We start from the raw sequence: 22159 nt of genomic DNA, 5'->3' as shown, positions 1-22159 counted from the left end.
CAGCCATCATGCGGCTGAAAGCTAGTTTTCCGTTCTCCTAACCCTCCTTCCCATGTCTACTACCATTCTGGTTACGGGTGCTACTGGCACCGTCGGCACCGAACTTATCAAAGCCCTGTCGAACCGGGGCCTGACGGTGCGTGCCGGGGTTCACTCTATTATCAAGGGCGACCGGCTGCGGCAGCTCAATCCCGACGTGCAGCTGGTGGAAATAGACTACAGCAAGCCCGAAACCCTGCACGTGGCCCTTACCGGCGTCGACCGGCTTTTCCTACTTACGCCCTTCAGCGAAGATCAGGTGGCAATTGGCAAACGCGTAATTGATGCGGCCCGGCAGGCCGGCGTGCAGCACATCGTGCGGCTGTCGGTGGCCGGGGCCGATGCCGAGCCGGGCATTCAGCTAGGCCGCTGGCACCGGGAGGTAGAGCAGTACCTGGAGCAGAGCGGCGTGCCTTACACCATTCTGCGCCCGGGCAGCTTCATGCAAAATTTTGCCAACTACAACGCCGACGCCATCTGCCACGAAGGCAAGCTGTATATGCCGCTAGGCGAAGGCAAAGTCAGCTACATTGACGTGCGCGATATTGCTGCCACCGCCGCCCACATTCTCAGCGCCGATACCCATGCGCATCAGGACAAAATATACGATTTGAGCGGCCCGCAGGCCCTGAGCACCGCCGAAGTAGCCGCCGCCATCGGCCAGGCCACGGGCCAGCCGGTAACCTACGTGGATGTGCCGGAGGAAGCCGCCCGCCAAGCTATGGGCCAAGCCCCGGCCTGGATGAGCGACGCCATGATGGAGCTCTACAGAATCTCGAAAGCAGGATATACGGCTGGTACCACTACGACTGTGGAGGAAATTACCGGCTGTGCCCCGCGCACCATCGAACAGTTTGCCCACGATTACAGCAACCGCTTCAAAGCGAAGCAATAAGACGCCAACTACCGAACTTTTCAGTAGTAAAAACCGCAAAAAGGCCTTTCGTGCGCACGAAAGGCCTTTTTGCATTCCTGCTGGTCCCTAGTCGGATTATGGCCGGCAGCGCTATTACAATTAGAAAAAACCACTTAGTTTTACTGCAATCTTCCATTTTCAACCTTTTACCACACAACCAGGCCCTAGTTATGAAAACTGGCAAAGTGAAATTTTTTAACGAGTCCAAAGGCTTTGGCTTCATCGTTCAGGATGACACCAACCAGGATATTTTTGTCCATCAGACTGGTCTGATCCACGAAATCCGTGAGAATGACCGAGTGACTTTCGATGTAATCGAAGGCAAAAAGGGATTGAACGCCGTGAAAGTTGAGCGTATCTAACCCTGCTCTCCCCTGATTTTCGTTTTTCCTGCGTGCCGCCGCCCCTTCCCGACTATTTGCCGGAGTGGGGCGGCTTTTTTATATTCGGTACCATTGGCTGGGAGCCGGCAGGCAGTGGGCGTTGTTATAATGACGTCGTAAATGCCGCCACGGCCCTTATCAGGCCACTTTGAAACGAAAAAAATACCCTTACATTTACCTCATTCTTTCATCTCACCATTTTCCAGCATGAGTACCGGTACAATCAAATTTTTCAATGAAGCCAAAGGCTTTGGCTTCATCACGCCGGATGGCGGTGGTGAGGACATTTTCGTACACGCCACGGGTTTGAAGCAGCCCGTACGTGACGCTGACCGCGTAGAATTCGAAGTACAGCAGGGCAAGAAAGGCCTGAACGCCGTTAGCGTGCGTCTGGTCGACTAGCTTACCCTTCCGCCCCAGCCACCCGGCTGGGGCCATAAAAAAGACCTCCCCGGCCACGGCCGGGGAGGTCTTTTTTATGCCTCAATGTAGGCGTACCTACCGGGCGGCTTTCCGGACGCCCACGCCCACGGCCATGATGCCGGGCAGCTGATCCTGACGCATATACTGTTCCAACACAATCTTGTAGGTGCCAGGCTGGTGAAACTGCTGCCCGCGCAAAGCCAGAAACTGGTGGTCGAAGATGTCGCCCGAGCCCTGCCCGCGTGGTTCCCCGGTCTGGGCATCCATGAGCAGCATCTGGTGCAGCAGCTGCGAGAGGCGCTGACCATTGGGGGCCAGCAGCGTATGCTTCACATACAGGTTGTAATACCCGTACATCGACTCGTTGCGGATGTTGAAATAGATGTCGTAGCGCTGGGTAGTATCTTGAATGTCGAACTCGAACGTGGGCTTTTCCTGTACGGTCCACACGGCCTTGCTGAGTTCCTGGTTCTTCTCGTACACCTGATTGGCGTCGCAGGCGGCCAGGGCCCACAGCAGCCCCAGGCCCGCAACTAAGCTTATTGCCTTCCGCATAGCCTACGAGTTTGTCGGCCCTGAGTCTGCTCCCTCACCAGCACCACCGCTACGCGGCGGCCGGGAACCGCGACGCGATGAACGGCCGCCCCGGCTGCCCCGCTCCGAATTCTCGTCGCGCGGGGGACGACCGGCCGCTTCTTCGGCCGCGCCGGCGCCATTGCGCGGCGGACGTCCTTCACCACGCGGTGGCCGGGGCTCGGTGCTGCCTTCGGGCCGGGGTGTATCGACAGCGCGGCGACCATCAGGTCGGGTGCCGGGCTCCTTACCCCCTTCTGCGTTGCGGCCACGGTTGTTGCGGCGGTTAAGGGGCCGGGCGGCGGCACCGCGGGGGCGGCGCGCTTCGCCGGGCGCAGCTTCCCCGTTCGTATCGGCGGCGGGAGCAGCTGGAGCTTTCGGCGCACTGTCGGAGCGGCGGCCCTCGCGGGGCGCGACGGCTGGAGCAGCAGCAGCTGAGGCGCCGGAACCGTCTTTTTTCTTCTTGCGCTTGGGCCGCTTGCTGCCTTTAATCTTATCGTCGAGGCGGTCGAGGTTGCCTTCCACGTGAGCCGATACTTCGGGCTCTTTTTCCGCCTCCAGCACCGGAGCCAGCAGGTTTTCGGGCTTTTCGCCGCGCTTGTTCATGTCCTGGATTTCGCGCACCCGCTCGGTGGGCAGCATCACCCAGTTATTGTCGCCGCGAAAGGCAAACCACATCCGCTTCTTAAAGATGTCGGTCTTCTGCAGAAAGGCATCACCTTTTTCGGTTTGCAACGGGCGCTGCACCTGCGGAATGTCCTTGAGGGCGTCGAGGTACGTGTCGAGCTCGTAGTTAAGGCAGCACTTGAGGCGGCCGCACTGGCCCGAGAGCTTGGCCGGGTTCAAACTCAGGTTCTGGTAGCGGGCGGCAGTGGTGCTCACGCTCTTGAAATCGGTGAGCCAGGTGGAGCAGCACAGCTCACGGCCGCAGGAGCCGATGCCACCAAGGCGGCCGGCTTCGTGGCGCAGCGAAATCTGCCGCATCTCGACGCGTACCCGAAACTCGTCGGCCAGGCGCTTGATCAGGTCGCGGAAGTCAACCCGGTCGTCGGCGGAGTAGAAGAAAGTGGCGCGGGTGCGGTCGGCCTGGTACTCTACGTCGGAGAGCTTCATTTTCAGGCGTAGCTCCTCTACCACCGAGCGGGCCCGGAACATGGTACCGGTTTCGAGGTCACGCACGGCTTCCCAGCGTTCCACGTCCTGCGGGGTAGCCACGCGCAGAATACCCTTGATTTCCTTAGAATCGAGGGGCGTCTTCTTTTTGCGCATCTGTAGCCGCACCAGCTCGCCCTTCAGCGACACGTGGCCCAGGTGCCAGCCATTGCCGGCAGCTTCTATCACTACCGCGTCGCCGGTTACCAGCGGCAGACGGTGAGTATTGCGGAAAAACTCCTTCCGCCCGCCTTTAAAGCGGATTTCAACAATGTCGAACTCTTTAAAATCGACGGGCAGGTCTACGTCCTGCAGCCAGTCGAATACGTTGAGGCGCGTGCAGCCGCCAGAGCTACAGCTGCCTTTGGAACCACACCCCGCGGCGGTGGTGGAGCAGCCGCCGGAGGAACAAGAAGTGCAAGCCACGGCTTGAGATTTTATATCGTGAGGTGAACTCAGGGTTCACACGGAATCGGTTTTCAACAAAGATAAGCATTTCGGCCCCTACGCCTCAGTATAGGCAAAAGCGCACGGAATGCAGCGTATTTGGGCTTTTTACTGCCCAAATACGCTAACACTCATTTGTCGCTGAAAGGTTTGAGACCTTAGCCCTAGTTAGCTCTTTCCTGCATACCTGGCTACATCCAGGGCCGCTCTGAGGCAGCTTGGCGGGCCGATTCAAGTGGCTCCCTATAGCTATCAGAAATAAAACACAGCAATATCTATTAAATATTATATAATACGAATACAGTACCAAAAAGGCCTTCTATTCAAAAACACCCGCGCATATACCCGCATACTTTGCAATTATTTTAAAGTTTCGACATAAAACTGTTGACATTGATAATTTTTATCCTCTATTTGGGCTCACCATTCCCCAACTCCATCACCAAACCAACCAAACCAAACACTTTATGAAAATCACCAAACTCCTTTCCGCAGTAGCCATCTGCGCCTGTTCAGTAGCCTCTCTGTCTTCCTGCTCGAAGGAAGCCAAGGAAGTAACTGCCAAAAATGAAATTTCCGAAGAGGCACTGAGCCAGATTCAGCAGTTGGGCTTCACCACCAAGGATGCTCAGAAAGTTGAAGGTGGCTACCTCGTAGAAGGCGACATCATGCTGACCGACGACGCTCTGAAGAGCAAGCCCGACTACAAAATGATGCGTGTAGGTGACGACGAGCAGTACCGCACCAATAACCTGGTAACCGGCCTGCCCCGCACCATCAACATTGCCGTATCGAGCACCCTGCCTTCGGCCTACGTGACGGCTACCGACGAGGCTATTCGCCGCTACAACGCCCTGGGCCTGCGCATCACGATGCGCCGCGTAACCTCGGGTGCCAACATCACCCTGACCAAGGCTCCCTCGGGCGCCGGCTACCTCGCTTCGGCTGGCTTCCCATCGGGCGGCAATCCGTACAGCCAGGTGCTGGTAAACTCAAACTCACTGGGCACCAGCTACGCTACCACTACCATTGCTTCGGTACTGGCCCACGAAATTGGTCACTGCATCGGCTTCCGTCACACCGACTACATGAGCCGTCAGTATAGCTGCGGTGGCTCGGCCGTGAACGAAGGTGCCAGCACCGTTGGCGCCGTCCTGATTCCCGGTACTCCTTCGGGCGTCGATCCAAACTCGTGGATGCTGGCCTGCATTGGCTCGGGCGTAAACCGTCCGTTCAACACGAACGACAAAACGGCTCTGAACTACCTGTACTAGTCGGTTAGCCAACTAGCTTAAAAGGCCTGACTCCACCCGGAGTCAGGCCTTTTTTTGTGGCGCAGAGCCAAGCCGACACTTGTTGCTACCGCTCGCCCCTACAGATAATGCTTAGGGGATAGAGCTGTGGCACCGTGGAAGGTCAAAGGCAGGATATTTTGGGCGAACGTAGCCAAGCACAACCACAGCGGGTCTGGCCTTCGTGCAATAAAAGGTGGCACAGCGCACCCAAAGCCCGGCTCCCACCCTTTTCAGGAGAGTGCATGCGCAGCTCCTAGCTGACAGCCTACTTGCCACTGCTTGCGCTATAGCGTGGCCCGGCGCTTTAGCAGCCAGAAATCCACACCGGTTCTATACGTTACAGAATAACGACCCGGGTAGTCATCGTGTGGCCGCTACCGATACTTACGCGCAGCAGATACATGCCTTTGGCAAGACCTTCGGTAGAGAGTGTCTTAACGGCTCCGCCTTCCGTATTTTCCCGCCGCAGCCGACCAGTCATGTCATAAAGATGCACCCGGGCGTCGGGACTGTCGGCTACCAGTACTTGCAGCGGCTCGCCGGCTACCACTGGGTTAGGATAGGCCTGCACTTCGCCACTGCGGATATACTGCACTGTTTCGGTTGGGCTATACACCACCCGGCCATCGGTCAGCTCCAGACGGGCGCGATACTCATTGAGGCCAGGCTCGGGGCTACTGTCCAAGAACGTCATTTGCCGGGCCGGCACCGGTGTCAGGGTTTGCACGGCCTGAAAGCCACCGGAAGCGAGGCGCTCCAGCGTAACCGATTTGAGCCGGTATAGGGTACCTACTTCCAGATCGAACAGCACAGTATCGGTGACAACGGTGCGCGGCAGGAACGTTTTGACGTAGCATGCCGTGCCCTGCTGGGTAAACTCGATGGTATTGCCCCGTTCCCCGGTTATGGTGCCCAGCACTGGCGCTACGGCGTAGTAGCGTACCTGCATTTGAGCTTTGTTGAGCAGCAGCGCCGTGTCGGCAGTAGTTACGTAACCCTCCAGATGGTTCTGAACCAGACGGTAGACCTGGTACTGCGCGGCGCCTGGCACCTTTTTCCACAGCAGCAGGGCCTCTTCTTCGCAGGCGTAGCCCACACTAGGGGTCTGGGGTTGGGTAATAGTAAATGTGTCGGAGAGAAATACCGTGCTGCCGGCTACCATGCGCACCCGGGCCAGGGTGGTCGTATCGGGCACATTCCAGCTGAAATTGGTTTTCGCCAGAGCCACGCCGGCTTCCAGCACCCGCCATTTGGCCGAGCCCACCGGCTGATACTCCAACTGCCCCACTGCCGTGGCCGCACCCGACCACTGCCAGCGTAGAGTATTGGTAGCGCCGGGCCGCAGGTTGGTAGCGTCGCCGGGCTTTAGCCAGTCGAAGCCGGTGCTGTACTCATACGCCACGCTGAAGGCCTGCGTGCCGGAAACCGCCGTACCGCCCACCCGGATAGTGTATTCGCCAGCAGTAGGCACAGCAAACGTAATTTGCTCCACGTTATTCAAGTGGTCGGCACGGCGCTTGGGCAGCTTGGCCAGGGAATCGGCGTGGGGGTAAGAGCTCAGCACCCAGGGCTGCCAGCTACGCCCGGAAGCTACGTGCACTAGTTCTAGGTCGAGGTCGTGTACCAGGGCTTGGGTGGCAGTAGGCGAGGCTTCGGGGTCGGCCCACGCCAAAGTCACCTTCAATTCCTGCTGACCGGCGGGCACCGTAATGCTGTAGGTGCGTTGGGAATTCGATGTTGCTGAGCCTTGAAAAAAGCGCTGTTCTAGCACCGTGCGCACTGCCCCGGCCGCATCGAGCTGCCCAAAGCCAGTTTCAAAATCGGGACCGGGGCGGCCGGTGTCGTCGGCGCTATTAAGCAGCACTGCTTTCACTAAGGCCGCCGGGGGCAGTGCTCCGCTATTCGACTGCTGATATGCTTGCTGCACCAGCGCACTCGCGCCCGATACCAGCGCGGCCGATTCAGAAGTGCCGCCCGCCCCGTAGGCTACCAACTCGGGCTTTATGCGCCCGTCGTAGGCCGGGCCGCGCGAGCTGAGCGGAGCTACTTGCCCCAGCTCGTCGGTAGCACCTACGCAGAGCGTGTTTTTCGACGTTTTGAACTGTCCCGTCAGGTTGGCTGACTTTTCAATACCTGCATAGCGGCCTTCCGTGCTGGTTTGAGTGCCGATATTGCCGGACGAAAACACGTGCATCAGGCTGGGATACTGCCGGCATTGCTGGTCGTAGGCCTGCGACTCCAGCCCGTAGTAATTCTCGATGGCAGCTACTCCATAGGAATGATTCTGCACCGACACTCCGCTTTGCGTCAGCGTTACGGCATTATCGGGCAGCAAGCTTTGGTAGCTCGACGTAGCCAGCCGGGCCTGCCAGGCCACCCCCTTACCGGAAGGAGCCGAGTTGCCGCCGCCGCCGATGAGGGTAGCAATTGCCGTGGCGTGGGGCGAAAAAGTAGCGTTAAATAGGCTACTGGGCACAATACGGCCTTTGAAATCAATGTCGGCCAGGTCGAAAGCATCTTCCTTGATGGAAATGGTGAGGCCCTGGCCCGCCAGCTGCGGAAAGCGGGTGTGTGCCGTCGTAATCCGGTTCACCGACAGATCCGACTGGTTTAGCTGCCGCTCATCGTGGGCCCGCCGATGAGGCACATCCACAAAATTGACGGTCGGCTGCGCACCGAGCTGCTGCACCTGCTGCGGACTCAGATTTTCTACCAACAGGATAGGGCTGCCGGCGCTGGGCACCACCCGTATTTTGGCAGCGGGCAGCGCCTGCTGGGCCCAGGCCACAAAGGCTTCCGGCTGTGTTACACTGATTCGTACTGCTTGTACCTGACCTTCGGAAGCAGACCGCGCCAGCAGCGGTGCCATTTTCCGGCTCAAAGGTTTCTGCTGCTGGGCTACTGTAGTACCAGCCGCGCCCAGCAGCAGGCTTAGCAAAAGTATTCCGGGGGAAACAGATAAGCGGTGGAATATCTTCGCAGTAGAGTGCATTAAGCAGGCAAATGAAGTTGATACAGTGAGTCGGCTTACGCAGCCGCTACTGATAAAGATAGAAAAAACGCCGGTAGGCAGCCGGCTGCACCAGATCATCTTTCAATATTCCAGGCGTTATTTTGCAAATGTCATAACCACGCCGCCGAAGCTCATAAAAAAAGAACCTACCGTCTGGCAGGTTCTTTGAGCAGTGCATCAGATGATTACTGGCCTACTATGGCTTCAATACCACCTTCACGCAATTGTCTTTCTTGTTGCGGAAAATATCGTAACCGTGGGCAGCTTCGGTGAGGGGCAGGCGGTGGGTAATAATGTCGTCGAGCTTCACCTTTCCATCTACCACGTATTGCAGCAGCTTATCAATGTGCTTCTGAGCCGGTGCCTGGCCGCCGCGCAGGGTAATGCCTTTGTCGAAAAACTGGTGAATGGGAAAGTTGTCGAACGGGGAGCTGTAGACGCCCAGCACCGATACGATACCGCCGCGCCGCACGGCACTCATACAGGCCTCCAGGACCTTTATCGAGCCTTTCTCGAAGTTGACGACAGCCTTGGCCCGGTCCAGCAAATCCCGATCGGGCTCGAAGCCTACGGCTTCCACGCACACGTCGGCCCCGCGGCCGCCACTCATAGCCCGAATCTGCTCAACGGTCGATTTTGCATCTTCCCACCGAATGGTTTCCACGTTGGCCGAGGCTTTGGCTTTATCGAGGCGGTATTGCAGCGTATCGACGATGACTACCCGGCCCGCCCCGCGCAGCCACGCCGATTTGGCCGCCATAATGCCCACCGGCCCCGCCCCGAAGATGGCCACGGTTTCGCCGCCTTTCACCTCACCCCAGTCGATACCGGAATAGCCAGTGGGGAAAATGTCGGTCAGGAACAGGGCCTGCTCATCAGTCAGGCTGTCGGGAATAATACGGGGGCCAAAGTCAGCGTAGGGTACGCGCACGTACTCAGCTTGGCCTCCATTGTAGCCGCCGTAGAGGTCGGTGTAGCCAAATAAGGCACCGCCTTTTTCGGTCATCAGGCCGCCTTCGGGGCCGTAATGGTCGGGGTTAGAATTTTCGCAGTGGCCGGGCAACTCGTGGTTGCAGAAATAACAGGTGCCGCAGGCAATGGGAAACGGCACTACTACCCGGTCACCACGCTTGAGGTTGGTGATGCCCTTGCCCACTTCCTCCACGATACCCATGAACTCGTGCCCCAGCACCATGGGCCGCGGCTGCGGAATACTGCCGTTGTAAATGTGCAGATCGGAGCCGCAGATGGCCGTACTGGTCACACGAATAATGGCGTCGCGCGCGTCCTCAATTTCCGGGTCGTCGACATTATCGACGCGGACGTCTTTCATCCCGTGATACACGAGTGCTTTCATAATGAGAGGGTTTGGTTGGAAAGAATAGGGCTGAAGCGGTAAGCCATACCGCTGCCCATCCTAACGAACCAGCTTACAGCGGAGTTGCTACGGCTCAGCTTTGCCCCGACCTAACACCTGTCCTCACCTGTCCTCACCTATCCTAGCTCAAGAGCAGTAGCTTAGAGCTTGTACACAGCCACTCCCTGCGCCGTCATAACGTAGGCAAACTGCTCCCCCACCACTACCTGCTGCACCTCAGTAGCCACTTCGGGCAACGGCAAGGTGCGCTCCGTGAGGTTGTAAAGGTGAAAGAAGCGGACGGTTTTATCCAGCAGGTAATACAGCTCGTCACCCCGGAAGCCGATAGTATTTACTCCCAGGAAAGGCAGCTTTTTGCGGTAATTGCCCAGGTTATCGAACACGAAAATGCCGCTATTGCGGTCTACCAGATACAGGTTATTCTGGTATTGGCGCATAAACCGGAAGTCGGGCCGGGCGCGGCCGATGAGCATGTCCAGCGGAGTGTTCAGCCCCATGCGCTGCCCCGAGGGGTCATATTGGCGCAGAGCCAGGTCACTTTCGTCGAGCAGCCACAGCCGGTCGTCGGGGGCCAGGGTAGCAGCCCGTACCATGCCGTCGAGCAAGTCGGGCAGGCGCACCTGACTGAGCGGGGCCATAAACCGGTCAAGCAGCAGAATTTCCTGACGGTCATCATAAAAGACCAGCACTTTGGAAGTATTCCAGGCTTCAATCTGGGCGGTGTGGCCGGGTTGGGGCGGCGAGTAGGTATTCAGCGGCTGCCCGTCGGGCCCGTACTGGTGCACGTTGTTCTGGGCATCGGACACGTACAGATTACCGCGCCGGTCGAGCGAGGCCGGACCGGGCCGGGGCAGGACAATAGAGCGGACCAGCGTCCAGCCCTGGGCAGCAGCAACCGAAGTTGTCTGGGCCGCCGCATTTATAACGGGTGCCGGGGCCGTGGGCACGGGCTTGCCAGCTGGCACTACCGAGGCCGCCGAGGGCACCGTGGTTTGCGCATGGGTTAGAGCTGAGAAGTTAGTGCTGAGAGCCAAGAGTAAAACCAGCCGAGGCCACCGTTTGCCAAACGTTGAGGTCTTCCTGTTAATGTCTAAGCTCCCCATGCTGCTCGAAGTGCCGTAGCTCCAGTTTTTGCCCATCATAAACCGCATAAGAGCAATAATTGACCCACTCGCCGAGGTTCACGTAGCGGCTGTGGGGCGTTACGGGCACATCGAGCGGCAGGTGGCGGTGGCCGAATACGTAGTAGTCGTGGTGGTGCTGCTGCTCCAGCTCCCGGCAGTATACCAATAGCCACTCGTCGTCGCCGAAATACTTCTCGTCGGCCGCGCCATTCTGAATGCGGCTGTGCCGGCTCCACTTGTTGGCCAGACCGATGCCGAAATTGGGGTGTAGCCGCGCGAACAGCCACTGTGCTACCGGGCTGGCGAAGATGCGCTTAAGAACCTTATACACATGGTCCTTGGGCCCGAGGCCGTCGCCGTGCCCGATGTGGAACTCCTGGCTGCCGATCCGCTGACTCACGGGATTACGCAGAATCGGGATGTTCAACTCCTTGGTGAAGTAGTCGAACATCCACATATCGTGGTTGCCGGTGAAAAACGTCACCTCGATTCCGGCGTCGGTTAGCTCGGCCAGCTTACCCTGCAGCCGGATAAAGCCTTTGGGAATAGCGTGCCGATACTCAAACCAGAAGTCGAAAATATCCCCCACCAGGTACACGGCGGCAGCATCGGCGGAAATCTGGTCGAGCCAGCGCACTATTTTCCGTTCCCGCTCGGCTGAGCGTGCGGCATCGGGGGCTCCCAAATGGAAATCGGAGGCAAAATATACTTTGCGGCCGGGTGGCAGGGCAAGATCAGGTAGTTGCTTCGGGCGCGTCATCCAATAAAAACAACACGATGCTGCGCGGGCCATGAGCACCGAGCACCAGCGTTTTTTCAATATCAGCCGTGCGGCTGGGGCCCGTTGTGAGCGAAATCATGGAGGGCAGCTTGTTATCGTAGCCATCCTGCACCCGTTTCAGCGCATCGCCAATGTCGGGCACAATCTGGGAGGCGCGGGCCAGCACCAGGTGTTGGTCAGGGTAGATGCTGAGGCGGCGGCCACTGGCGCTGCCGGCACTTACCAGCACGCTGCCGGTGCGGGCCACTAGGGCTTCGCAGGTCGTCAGGCCGGCGTCAGCCTGTTTCAGCCAGTCAGTTTCGTCACCGATAAAGCCAATACTGCCCGCGTGAAGCATCTTTTTCAGCTCCGGCTCCCACACGTAGAGGTTGTCGAGGGACTTTTCCTTTTTATAGGTAAAGAGCTGGTCGTAGAAGTGCTCTTCCGATACGCAGTAATAAAACACGCCACCGGCCCGCACGAAGCTTTCCGCGAAAGTCACGGCCAAGTCGTCGGCGGCACTGGGGTGCAGGGGCATCGTAAAATCGGGGGCAGCGGGCTGAGGTGCCGGTAGCTGCAACGATTCACGGATACGGCGCAGGATGATGTCGCGGGAGGTTTCGGACATAAGATTCACCACTTGAAACAGGTGCGAGGTAGTCAAAGATAGAAAGTAGTGCCGACTGGCAACCGCCGCTTTTCATTTCACTACCGCGTTGGCAGAAAAAAAGCCAGCCTGAAACAGACTGGCTTTTCGAAAGGCATTAACTTCTTTTAGACGTCAAACGACACAGTACTGCCGGTTGGTACATCGTTGTTATTATTTGTGCCCCGATTCTCCGTTTCCATACCGGGTAGGTTATTTTCCGGCAGGTCGTTGCTCAGCGGGATGGGGTGTTCCTGCTTCCGCTCGCTCAGGGTTTCGCTCCGGTCGGTGCCGGCCATATGCGCCTGGTACGAGGTCTGGTTGTCATATGGGCGCTTGCCCACGAGGCGTTCCAGATCTTCCTGCAGTAGTACTTCTTTGTCCAACAGCTCCTTGGCAATTACCTCCAGTTCGTGGCGGCGCTCGGTGAGCAACTCCTTAGTCCGGATGTAGGCGTTGGAGACGATGTTGCGTACTTCTTCGTCAATCATCTGCGAAGTAGCTTCCGAGTAAGGCTTCGAGAAACCGTACTCATTCTGCCCTTTCGAATCGTAGAACGAGATATTACCCAACTTGGCATTCATACCATACATCGTCACGATGCTGTAGGCCATCTTGGTGATGCGCTCCAGATCAGACAAGGCACCGGTCGAAATCTTGCCGAATACCAGCTCCTCGGCGGCGCGGCCACCCAAGGCCATGCACATCTCGTCGGTGAGCTGTTCGGTGTTGTAGAGGAACTGCTCGCGGGGCAGATACTGAGCATAGCCCAAGGCAGCAACGCCACGCGGCACGATGCTCACTTTCACCAGTGGGTCAGCGTGTTCCAAGAACCAGCCGGCAATGGCGTGACCAGCTTCGTGGTAGGCAACGATGCGCTTCTCGCCGGGCGAAATGATTTTGTTTTTCTTCTCCAGACCACCAATTACCCGGTCAACGGCATCGGTGAAGTCCTGCATTGTTACCATCTTCTTGTCGCGCCGGGCGGCAATGAGGGCAGCTTCGTTGCAGACGTTGGCAATTTCTGCGCCGGCAAAACCGGGCGTCTGAGCAGCCAGCTTACGCGCGTCCACATCTGGGCCCAGCGTCAAAGGCTTTAAATGCACGTCGAAAATCTGGGTGCGGCCGTTGATGTCAGGCTTGTCGATGCTGATCTGCCGGTCGAAACGGCCGGGACGCAGCAAGGCGGAGTCGAGGGTATCGGGGCGGTTGGTAGCGGCCAGGATAATAACACCGGAATCGGTGCCGAAGCCGTCCATTTCTACCAGCAGCGAGTTGAGCGTGTTTTCGCGCTCATCGTTGCCGCCGGGCACGTTGCCGCGGCTGCGGCTGCGGCCAATGGCGTCAATCTCATCAATGAAGATGATGCAGGGGGCCTTGGCTTTGGCTTGCTTAAACAAGTCACGCACGCGGGCGGCACCTACCCCAACAAACATTTCCACGAAGTCGGAGCCCGACAAGGAGAAGAACGGCACGTCGGCCTCACCGGCTACAGCTTTCGCCATCAGAGTTTTACCGGTACCGGGAGGACCTACTAGCAGCGCGCCTTTCGGAATTTTACCACCGAGGACCGTGAACTTCGAGGGGTTCTTGAGGAACTCCACAATTTCCTCGACTTCCTCTTTGGCTTCTTCCAGTCCGGCTACGTCCTTAAAGGTAATCTTCACTTTGTCGCCACCTTCGAAGAGGGCTGCGCGGCTTTTACCAATGTTAAAGATCTGACCACCGGGCCCACCCGCACCACTCATGCGGCGCATCAGGAACCAGAAACCCACAAACAGAATCAGGATAAAGCCCCAGCTGGTGAGCAGGTCGCCATAGCCCTGCCGGGTGTCAATATTGAGGCCGACCTGCTGCGTTTCCGGCAGCGTGGCCTGCATCTTATCGAGGTCTTCCTTGAAGGTTTTGCCATCCACAACGCGGAAGCTAAACTGCGGGCCGGTTTCCGTAGATAATGGTCCGCGCTGGTTTAGCTCCTGAGTGTATTTGGTATTGCGGGCCGCCTCGGGCTTCAGCGTTACTTCCACCACCCGGTCATTTACCAGCGTTACGTCTTTTACGTCGCCAGCTACCAGCATCTGTTTAAACTTCTGCTGGTTGATTTCAATCTGAGTGTTGCTGCGGTTGATGAAGAGCATCCCGAAGATGAACACCACCAGCCCAGCCAGCACCCACATCTGCATACTCGGCCGGGGAGCCGGCGAAGGCAGCATTGGTTTTTTCTTTTTAGGGGTTGTATCTGGCATGAAAAGGAATTCTAAACGAACAACAAAGGCGGAACCGCCGCCCACGCTAATTGTTAAGACGTACCGGGGCCGGCTTTACTTTAAACGGCCTCCGCTTCTTCCGTAATATATTTGATCTGGGCATCACCCCACAACTCCTCCAACGCGTAGAACTGCCGCCGGTCACGCAGGAAAATGTGCACTACTACGTCTACGTAGTCGAGCAGCACCCACTCACGGTTCATGCGGCCTTCGGTTTGCCAGGGGTTCTGGCCGGTAAGCTTCTCAACTTCTTCTTCCACAGAACGCGCAATGGCGTCCAATTGGGTATCGGAGGAGGCAGAGCAAATGATGAAATAATCCGCAACTGCGTTTTTAAGGTCCTTCAGATTGAGCACCACGATATCGGCCGCCTTTTTCTCCTGCATGCCGCGTACTGCTACGTCTGCCAATCTGTCTGAATCCTGCCGAACCAGGGTACTTTTCATAGGGTATTGTTAGGTTTGAACGCACAAAGTAACAAAATCAGGTGGAGGCACTATCCCCCCAAACTCTGTTCACGGGCCAACAAATTGTTTGGCTGCCCGAATGCGCCTCGACAAACAGCGAGGCACAGGCTCTTATTGTCAAAAACAGCGCCACCGATGGATGTACGGTTATTACCGACAAACAGACCGCTGGCCGGGGCCAGCGGGGCAACCGCTGGGAGGCCAGCCCGGGCGAAAACCTGACATTATCGGTCATTTGGCAGCCTACCTTCCTGGCGCCCACCGACCAGTTCCAGCTCAGCCAGGCTGTGGCGCTGGCCGTGCTCGACTGGGCCCGGGGCTTGCTGGGCCCCGACGCCGGGCTGCGCCTGAAATGGCCGAACGATATTTATTACGGTTCGCAGAAGCTGGGTGGCATCCTGATTGAAAACACCATAAGTGGCTCCAAGATTCAATATAGTGTGGTCGGAATTGGCATTAACGTCAATCAGCGGGAGTTTGGGATGCCCACGGCCACGTCGCTGGCCTGGCTTACGGGGCGGGCATATCCGCTCAAAACCCTCATTGCCCGCCTGCTCGAGTGCCTGGAGCGTCGCTACCTGATGCTGCGGGCCGGCCGGGTAGCCGCCCTGCGCTTCGACTACCTGCAGGCCCTCTACCGCTACCAGGAGCGGCACGAGTACGAGGTAGACGGCTTACCCGTGCTGGGTCAGATCGTGGGCGTGGATGAAACCGGGCGGCTAGCCGTGGAAATAAAGGGCGAAGTGAGAAGTTTCGGTCTGCAGGAAATTAAATATATCCATAAATAGTTTCTCGACCAGGCAACCCTTTTTCCGGACTTTGCGAGTACGAGCAGAGAAAGGCGTGTACCGACTGCTTTAAACTTTGCGGAAACTTACTGCTCTAACTGGCCTGGTCGCGACGGTCAGGATGAGAGCAGTAGCCTACCGAAAAATAAGGCACGGTGCTTGTCTTTATACCTCACCGCTGCGGCCGCCAGGCTAGGTAGTGAGAACATATAACCTGTTCTTCTGCTTTTGAAACTACAACCCATGAAAACTTCTACTCGTCTTTTTTTGCTGCTGGCCCTGGTATTGACGCAGGCCTCGGCCTTCGCCACTACCTATACCGTTATTGTCAGGGACCTGGAATACTCGCCGGCCAACCTGAACATTAAGCCGGGCGACGAGGTGATATGGCGCTGGGAATCGGGCAACCACCCGACCGCCTCCGACAACAACGCCTGGCCTACCTTCCAGATGAACTCGTCGGCCACGACCCGGTCGATAACCTTTAACAACACCGGTAATTTCACTTACCACTGCACGGCGCACTCCTTTTTCAACAATACGACCAACAGCTGGCAGGGTATGGTGGGCACCATCAACGTGAGTACGATAACGCCGGTAGTGGCCCGCCTGGCCGCACCCACGTTGAGTGTGTACCCGAACCCGAGCAAGGGTATGGTCATGGTGTCGTTTGGGCAGAAAGTAAGTGAGCCTTACAAACTGCGCCTGAGCAACATTATCGGACGGGAAGTGCGCACCATTACGCTGAAGCCCGAGTTGATGGAAGCCGAAGGTGTGCCGGTGAATCTGTCGGACCTGCCGGCGGGCGTATATTTCTACAGTCTGCTGGTGAATGACAAAGTCGTTAGCACCAAGCGCCTGGTTTTGCAGAACTGACCTCTGCCCATAGAATACACTCCTTCAGAAAGCAGCCGGCCGCGCCGGCTGCTTTTTTTATGCCTTGCGGGAAATATAGCGGCCCGCAGCTGTGTTGAGGCCGGGTGCGGCACGGCCGGATTTATTGCCTACTTTTGGCCCTTCTCTGATTAAACCAGTATGCGGAGTTACAAAAGCCTGAATAACCTAGTTGGCTGGGGCGTATTTGCCATTGCCACCCTTACTTACCTGCTCACGCTGGAGCCCACGGCCAGCTTCTGGGACTGCGGCGAGTTTATTGCTTGTTCCTACAAGCTGCTGGTGCCTCACCCTCCGGGAGCCCCCACCTTCCTGCTGCTGGGTCGCCTGTTTTCGCTGTTTGCCTTCGGCGACGGCACCAAGGTATCGGTCCTGGTCAACATGCTCTCGGCTCTGAGCAGCTCGTTTACGGTGCTGTTCCTGTTCTGGACGATTACGATGCTGGCTAAAAAGCTGGTGTTTCACGCCCCGAATACGGCGGGCCACGACCACCGACCTCTGGAGCCCACCGGCGGCCAGACCCTGCTCATTCTGGGCGCGGGCGTGGTAGGCTCCCTGGCCTTCGCCTTCTCCGATTCGTTCTGGTTTAATGCCGTGGAAGCCGAAGTGTACGCCATGTCGGCGCTGTGCACGGCAGCCGTGGTCTGGATTATGCTGAAGTGGGAAAACCGCGCCGACGAGGCTGATTCCGACAAATGGCTGATTCTGATTGCCTACGTTATTGGTCTCAGCATCGGCGTCCACTTGCTGAACCTGCTGGCTATTCCGGCCCTGGGCTTCATTTACTATTACCGGCGCAACGCCAACCCAACCATGTGGGGCGGGGTGCTGACGCTGGTTATCAGCAGCGTTATTGTGGGCCTGATTCTGGCCGGTATCATTCCCGGCTTGCCCACGCTGGCTGGCGCGTTTGAGGTGTTCTTCGTCAATAGCCTCGGCATGCCGTTCAGCTCGGGTTTGGTGTTCTTCCTGGTGCTGTTCGTGGCCCTGATCTGGTTTGGCTTCCGTTACTCGTTCCGGACGCGCAACCGCCTGATCAACACGGCCATGCTGAGCTTCGTGTTTATTCTGATCGGTTACTCGTCGTACCTGATTGTACCCATCCGGAGCAGCTACAACCCGACCATCAACGAAAACGCGCCCAAGGATGTGCTGTCGTTTGTGAGCTACCTGAAGCGGGAGCAGTACGGCGACCGGCCGCTGCTCTACGGGCCGCAGTTCAGCGCCGAGCCCATCGACCAGAAAGAAGGCTCGCCCCGCTACGTGCGCAAGGGCGACAAGTACGTGGTAGCCGAGCGTCGCCTCGAAACCATTTACCGCGACGAGGATAAGATGCTGATTCCGCGCATCTACAGCCCCGCTCCCGAGCATATCTACAACTACAAGAAGTGGGTCGATATTCAGGAAGGCGTGAAGCCCACGATGGGCCAGAACCTCTCGTTCCTGTTCCGCTACCAAATGGGCCACATGTACTGGCGCTATTTCCTCTGGAACTTCGTGGGCCGCGAAAGTGACATTCAGCAGGCCGGCGTAGTATGGCCCACGAGTGCCGGCCAGAACGGCCTGCCCGAGCGCATTGCCACTAGCCCGGCCCGTAACAATTTCTTCGCCATTCCGCTCATTATGGGCCTGATTGGTTTGTTTTTCCACGTGCGACGCGACGGGCGCAACGCTTTCGTTATCGGCTTGCTGTTCGTATTTACGGGTCTGGCCATCGTGTTTTACCTCAACCAGCCGCCCATTGAGCCCCGCGAGCGGGACTACACTTTCACGGGTGCCACCTACGCCTTTGCCATCTGGATTGGCCTGGGCGTGCTGGGCCTGGCTGATCTGCTCAAAGCCGTGCTCAAAGCCGACGGCGCCCGCGCCGTGGCCGCCACGCTGCTCGGCCTGCTGGCTCCCGGCCTGATGGTGGCCCAGGGCTGGGACGACCACGACCGTTCGGACCGCTACAACTCGGTGGACTCGGCCAAAAACCTGCTGAACTCCTGCGCCCCGAACGCCATTCTGTTTACCAACGGCGACAACGACACTTTCCCACTCTGGTACGCTCAGGAAGTAGAAGGCGTGCGCACCGACGTGCGCGTAGCCGTATTGAGCTACCTGAACACCGACTGGTACATCGAGCAGATGCGCCGCCGCGCGTATCTGTCGCAGCCACTGCCGGTGTCGATGAAGCCCGACAACTATGCTCAGGGTACCAACGACTACCTGCCCTTCGTAGAAAACCCCGCGGTGCAGGAAGTAAACCTGCGCGAGTTCATCGGCCTCGTGGATCAGAACAGCCCGCTGCTACAGGTGCAAACCCAGAGCGGCCGGCCCCTGCTGTCCTTCCCAACGCACAAGTTCTACCTGCCCGTTGATACAGCAGCTGTGGAGGCCATGGGCATCATCCCGAAGGAGCGCCGCAAGCAGCTGGTGCCCCGTATGGAGTGGGACATGGGCAAAGGCGCCATCGAGAAGAAAAATCTGGTGATTCTGGATATGCTGGCTACCAACAACTGGAAGCGGCCCATCTACTTCTCGAGCACCGTCAACTCGTCGGACTTCATGAACCTGCAGCCTTACTTCCAGCTCGAAGGCATGGCGTACCGGATCCTGCCCGCCAAGGACCCCAACTACGACCCGCGCGGCAGCGCCGAAGGCTACGTGGCCAAGGAGCTCATGTTTGAAACCATGATGAAGAAGTTTGCCTACCGTAACCTGGACCGGGCCGACATTTTCTACGACGAAAACAACCTGCGCTTCCCAGCCAACTACCGCGACAAATTCTCGCGCCTGGCCGAAGCCTACTTGGCCGCCGGCGACAAAGCCACGGCCAAGCAGGTGCTCGACAAGTGCTTCGCCGTGATGCCCGACAAAGCCATCCGCTACGACTACTACGTGCCGCAGTTTGTGGTGCCGCTGGTGAAAGTAGGCGAGCAGGCTCGCGCCAACGAAATCATGGACACCATGACCAACCGTGCCCAGCAGTCGTTGGCCTACTACAGCACCAACAGCAACTCGCTGTTTGATATGGAAGTGCAGACCAACCTGCTGGCCCTGCAGAGCGTGTACCGCGCCGCCGAGGAAGTAGGCGACCAGGCCCGCGCCAAAAAAGCGCTGGATCTGCTCAATCAGTACTATCCGCGGCAGTAACAACGTCGAATGAGGTGTTACCGAATAAAAAAACAGCCGTCCTGAAGTCAGGGCGGCTGTTTTTTTATTCGGTTATTGGGCAGCGGGCCGCCGTACTACTACCGTTCATTTTCACGGTGCGGATTTTGCGCGTAGCACCTTGTTTCCGCTCCGTTATGTTCCGCTTAATTCCTGCTCCTAATGCCCATTTTCCTTCGCTGCTGTACGCTTGGACTGTTACTTCTACTAAGCTTCGGAACCCACCTGGCCGCCGCCGACCCCCGGCGTGACTTTGCCGGGCAATACCAGCCGCAGCGTCGCATCCTGGCTGAAAGCCGCCGTGAGGGCGACAGTCTGCGCATCTACCTGCGCTTTCCCGACGGCAGCGTGCTACAGCGCGGCAACCCGCTACGCATTGCCGTGTGGGCCAATTACGATGCCAAGCGTCCGGTGTGGCAAGGCGTGGTACCGCAACTCAGCCGCCGCATCCGGCTCGTGAAGTCGGCGGCCTGGGTGGATTTCTGCGTGGCGGCCCGGGTGCTGCAGCTGGGCCAGATTCTGAGCGTGGCCTGCGCCCCGGACGATGAGTCGGATGCCAGTGACGGAGTTTGGCTGCCTATTACCAAAGAGCGCCTGGGCCGCACCTTTCTGCTCACCGACTCCATAGGTGACCCAATGTTGCGGCGCTACGTGCAGCCGGGCGAGGCCTTCCAGGTCGACAGCTACGGCCCCGAGCTGCCGCTGGTAGCCAAGCGCTACGACACCAGCTTTACGGCCGCTTTGCCGCCCATGGCCAACCCGGCCGCCCAGCCCCAGCCCCGCAAGCTGCCCGCTCGCGACTCCCTGTTTTTCCGGGCCGGGCAGCTGCTGCAGCTGCGCCAACCGGGCCTGTATGCGCTACGGGTGGGTGGCAATACCACGCCGCTGGGCCTACTCGTGACAGATGCAGACTTTCCGGAACTGAACACGGCCGATGAGCTGATTCAGCCACTTATCTACCTCACAACTTCTGCCGAGCGCAAGAGCCTCACCGACGCGCCCGACCCCAAGCGGGCCGTCGACCAATTCTGGCTGAAGGTGGCCGGCGGCAACCAGACTGTGGCCCGGCAGCTGATTCGCACCTACTACGGCCGGGTAGCGGCTGCCAACCAATTATTTACCGCCCACAAAGCCGGTTGGATGACCGACCGGGGCATGCTCTACATTGCCCTGGGAGCCCCCGACGTGGTGTATCGGACGGCCGCGGAGGAACGCTGGGTGTACCGCGACGCGAATGGCAGCAGCGGCACATATACGTTCCGGCCCAAACCGAGTACCTTTGCCCCCGAACACTATGAATTGGTGCGCCGGCCGGAGCATGAGATGCTGTGGTATGCCGCCGTTGAGCAATGGAGAAAAGGACTGACGACCGCCCGGAGCGGCCGCTGAATGAGCGGCGCACGTTTTATAACAGCGAAAACCGCCCCGTAGGCCGGGAAGAGCGCGGCAACGACGACCGGCGCGAATCACGCGGGGGCGACAGCCGGGACAGCCGCGTCTCGCGGGGCGAAGGCCGCAGCGACTCCCGCGGCGGCGGCGACTACAAGCCGCGCTACCCGCACAAGCCCGCCGCCGACCGCAGCATCGACATGCTGTTTGGTTTGCGCCCGATTTTGGAAGCGCTGAGTGCGGGCCGCACGCTGGAAAAAATCTACTTGCTGCGCGGCACCAAAAACAGCGTTACCCAGGAAATTACGGAGCTAGCCAAAGCCGCCAACGTGCCCATGTCGCTGGTGCCCATTGAGAAGCTCAACGACCTAACCCGCAAAAATCACCAGGGCGCCGTAGCCTTCGTGTCGCCTATCGACTACCAGCCACTCGACAGCATTCTGGCCGGCTTGTACGAGGAAGGCAAAACGCCCCTGCTCCTGCTCCTCGACCGGATTACGGACGTGCGCAACTTCGGGGCCATTGCCCGCAACGCCGAGTGTCTGGGCGTGCACGCCATTGTGGTGCCCAGCCGCGGGGCTGCCCAGATCAACGGCGACGCGCTGAAAACCTCGGCCGGCGCCCTGAACCTGATTCCGGTGTGCCGGGAGCCTAACCTGAAGGAAACAATCACCTTTCTGCAGCAGTCGGGTGTTACGGTTATTGCCTGCACCGAGAAGTCGGATGCCAGTCTGGAAGCCGGCACCGTGGACATGACCGGCCCCGTAGCCGTACTGATGGGCAGCGAGGAAGACGGTATTTCGCCCGAGTACCTGAAGCTGGCCGACTACAAGCTCCGCATCCCAATGGCTGGCCAAATCGGCTCCCTGAACGTGTCGGTAGCCAGCGGCATCATGCTGTTCGAAGTGTTGCGCCAGCGCCTGCAAAGCGGCCAGTAACGAGTAGCCAACCGTATTAAGAAGCCTGCAAAACAGCCTGTTTTGCAGGCTTCTTAGCTTTTATGCACGCCAGTTTAAGGTGAAAACCAGTTGGCTTACGACGGCGTCTTG

Annotated in this window: 18 protein-coding genes; 9 read left to right on the top strand and 9 right to left on the bottom strand. The window is 58.3% G+C overall.

Annotation, left to right across the window (positions count from 1 at the left end; genetic code table 11):
* The first annotated feature begins 52 nt into the window (after positions 1 to 52).
* From LGH74_RS04665 to LGH74_RS04655, 3 genes are all read left to right on the top strand, one after another.
* Positions 53 to 934, top strand: a complete 882-nt coding sequence (locus tag LGH74_RS04665) for an SDR family oxidoreductase (RefSeq protein ID WP_226172676.1) — start codon at positions 53 to 55, stop codon at positions 932 to 934.
* Positions 935 to 1125: 191 nt separating this feature from the next.
* The gene (locus tag LGH74_RS04660) at positions 1126 to 1317 is read left to right on the top strand and encodes a cold-shock protein (RefSeq protein WP_100337463.1); all 192 of its coding nucleotides are present in this window, start codon (positions 1126 to 1128) and stop codon (positions 1315 to 1317) included.
* A gap of 228 nt (positions 1318 to 1545) precedes the next feature.
* Complete coding sequence (locus LGH74_RS04655) at positions 1546 to 1740, top strand: cold-shock protein (RefSeq protein WP_226172673.1); 195 nt, start codon at positions 1546 to 1548, stop codon at positions 1738 to 1740.
* Positions 1741 to 1836: 96 nt separating this feature from the next.
* Here LGH74_RS04655 and LGH74_RS04650 read toward each other — a convergent pair whose 3' ends face one another.
* Both LGH74_RS04650 and LGH74_RS04645 read right to left on the bottom strand, forming a co-directional pair.
* Complete coding sequence (locus tag LGH74_RS04650) at positions 1837 to 2316, bottom strand: gliding motility lipoprotein GldH (RefSeq protein ID WP_226172669.1); 480 nt, start codon at positions 2314 to 2316, stop codon at positions 1837 to 1839.
* A gap of 3 nt (positions 2317 to 2319) precedes the next feature.
* Positions 2320 to 3912 carry a PSP1 domain-containing protein gene (locus LGH74_RS04645; protein ID WP_226172667.1) on the bottom strand — a complete coding sequence of 531 codons (1593 nt, stop codon included), beginning with the start codon at positions 3910 to 3912 and terminating at the stop codon, positions 2320 to 2322.
* A 488-nt stretch (positions 3913 to 4400) separates the two neighbouring features.
* Between LGH74_RS04645 and LGH74_RS04640 the strand changes: the two genes are divergently transcribed.
* Positions 4401 to 5207: a M57 family metalloprotease gene (locus LGH74_RS04640; protein WP_226172665.1), complete on the top strand. Its 807-nt coding sequence runs from the start codon at positions 4401 to 4403 to the stop codon at positions 5205 to 5207.
* 358 nt (positions 5208 to 5565) lie between these two features.
* Here the strand turns inward: LGH74_RS04640 and LGH74_RS04635 are convergent, their stop codons facing one another.
* From LGH74_RS04635 to rsfS, 7 genes are all read right to left on the bottom strand, one after another.
* The gene (locus LGH74_RS04635; RefSeq protein WP_226172663.1) at positions 5566 to 8166 is read right to left on the bottom strand and encodes a S8 family serine peptidase; all 2601 of its coding nucleotides are present in this window, start codon (positions 8164 to 8166) and stop codon (positions 5566 to 5568) included.
* 271 nt (positions 8167 to 8437) lie between these two features.
* Positions 8438 to 9598, bottom strand: coding sequence for a zinc-dependent alcohol dehydrogenase (locus LGH74_RS04630; protein ID WP_226172661.1), 1161 nt, complete (start codon positions 9596 to 9598; stop codon positions 8438 to 8440).
* A 161-nt stretch (positions 9599 to 9759) separates the two neighbouring features.
* Positions 9760 to 10653 carry an NHL repeat-containing protein gene (locus LGH74_RS04625; protein WP_226172659.1) on the bottom strand — a complete coding sequence of 298 codons (894 nt, stop codon included), beginning with the start codon at positions 10651 to 10653 and terminating at the stop codon, positions 9760 to 9762.
* A gap of 49 nt (positions 10654 to 10702) precedes the next feature.
* Entirely contained in the window at positions 10703 to 11503 is an 801-nt protein-coding gene (locus LGH74_RS04620) for a UDP-2,3-diacylglucosamine diphosphatase (RefSeq protein ID WP_226172656.1), read from the bottom strand.
* A complete protein-coding gene (locus LGH74_RS04615; RefSeq protein WP_226172653.1) occupies positions 11478 to 12131 on the bottom strand; it encodes a LutC/YkgG family protein in 654 nt (217 codons plus the stop codon). Before LGH74_RS04615 ends, LGH74_RS04620 begins: the two co-directional genes overlap by 26 nt.
* A gap of 146 nt (positions 12132 to 12277) precedes the next feature.
* Positions 12278 to 14362 carry an ATP-dependent zinc metalloprotease FtsH gene (gene ftsH / locus LGH74_RS04610; protein WP_431357438.1) on the bottom strand — a complete coding sequence of 695 codons (2085 nt, stop codon included), beginning with the start codon at positions 14360 to 14362 and terminating at the stop codon, positions 12278 to 12280.
* 113 nt (positions 14363 to 14475) lie between these two features.
* The gene (gene rsfS / locus LGH74_RS04605) at positions 14476 to 14862 is read right to left on the bottom strand and encodes a ribosome silencing factor (RefSeq protein WP_226172647.1); all 387 of its coding nucleotides are present in this window, start codon (positions 14860 to 14862) and stop codon (positions 14476 to 14478) included.
* Between the two features lie 41 nt (positions 14863 to 14903).
* Here rsfS and LGH74_RS04600 point away from each other — a divergent pair, with 41 nt between their 5' ends.
* The 5 genes from LGH74_RS04600 to rlmB all read left to right on the top strand — a co-directional run bounded on the left by LGH74_RS04600 (position 14904) and on the right by rlmB (position 22048).
* On the top strand, positions 14904 to 15671 hold the full coding sequence (locus LGH74_RS04600) for a biotin--[acetyl-CoA-carboxylase] ligase (RefSeq protein WP_226172643.1): 768 nt from the start codon (positions 14904 to 14906) through the stop codon (positions 15669 to 15671).
* Between the two features lie 243 nt (positions 15672 to 15914).
* Positions 15915 to 16547 (top strand): T9SS type A sorting domain-containing protein, encoded by a 633-nt coding sequence (locus LGH74_RS04595; protein WP_226172640.1) that lies wholly within the window; start codon positions 15915 to 15917, stop codon positions 16545 to 16547.
* A 159-nt stretch (positions 16548 to 16706) separates the two neighbouring features.
* On the top strand, positions 16707 to 19703 hold the full coding sequence (locus LGH74_RS04590) for a glycosyltransferase family 117 protein (protein ID WP_226172637.1): 2997 nt from the start codon (positions 16707 to 16709) through the stop codon (positions 19701 to 19703).
* 180 nt (positions 19704 to 19883) lie between these two features.
* Positions 19884 to 21110 carry a GWxTD domain-containing protein gene (locus tag LGH74_RS04585; RefSeq protein WP_226172634.1) on the top strand — a complete coding sequence of 409 codons (1227 nt, stop codon included), beginning with the start codon at positions 19884 to 19886 and terminating at the stop codon, positions 21108 to 21110.
* Positions 21071 to 22048 carry a 23S rRNA (guanosine(2251)-2'-O)-methyltransferase RlmB gene (gene rlmB / locus LGH74_RS04580; RefSeq protein WP_348532983.1) on the top strand — a complete coding sequence of 326 codons (978 nt, stop codon included), beginning with the start codon at positions 21071 to 21073 and terminating at the stop codon, positions 22046 to 22048. Before LGH74_RS04585 ends, rlmB begins: the two co-directional genes overlap by 40 nt.
* Positions 22049 to 22159: the final 111 nt, after the last annotated feature.

The organism is Hymenobacter lucidus (assembly GCF_020447265.1).
Classification (GTDB): Bacteria; Bacteroidota; Bacteroidia; order Cytophagales; family Hymenobacteraceae; genus Hymenobacter; species Hymenobacter lucidus.
Note: the sequence above shows the minus strand (reverse complement) of the source record. Positions and strands in the feature narration are given on the sequence as shown.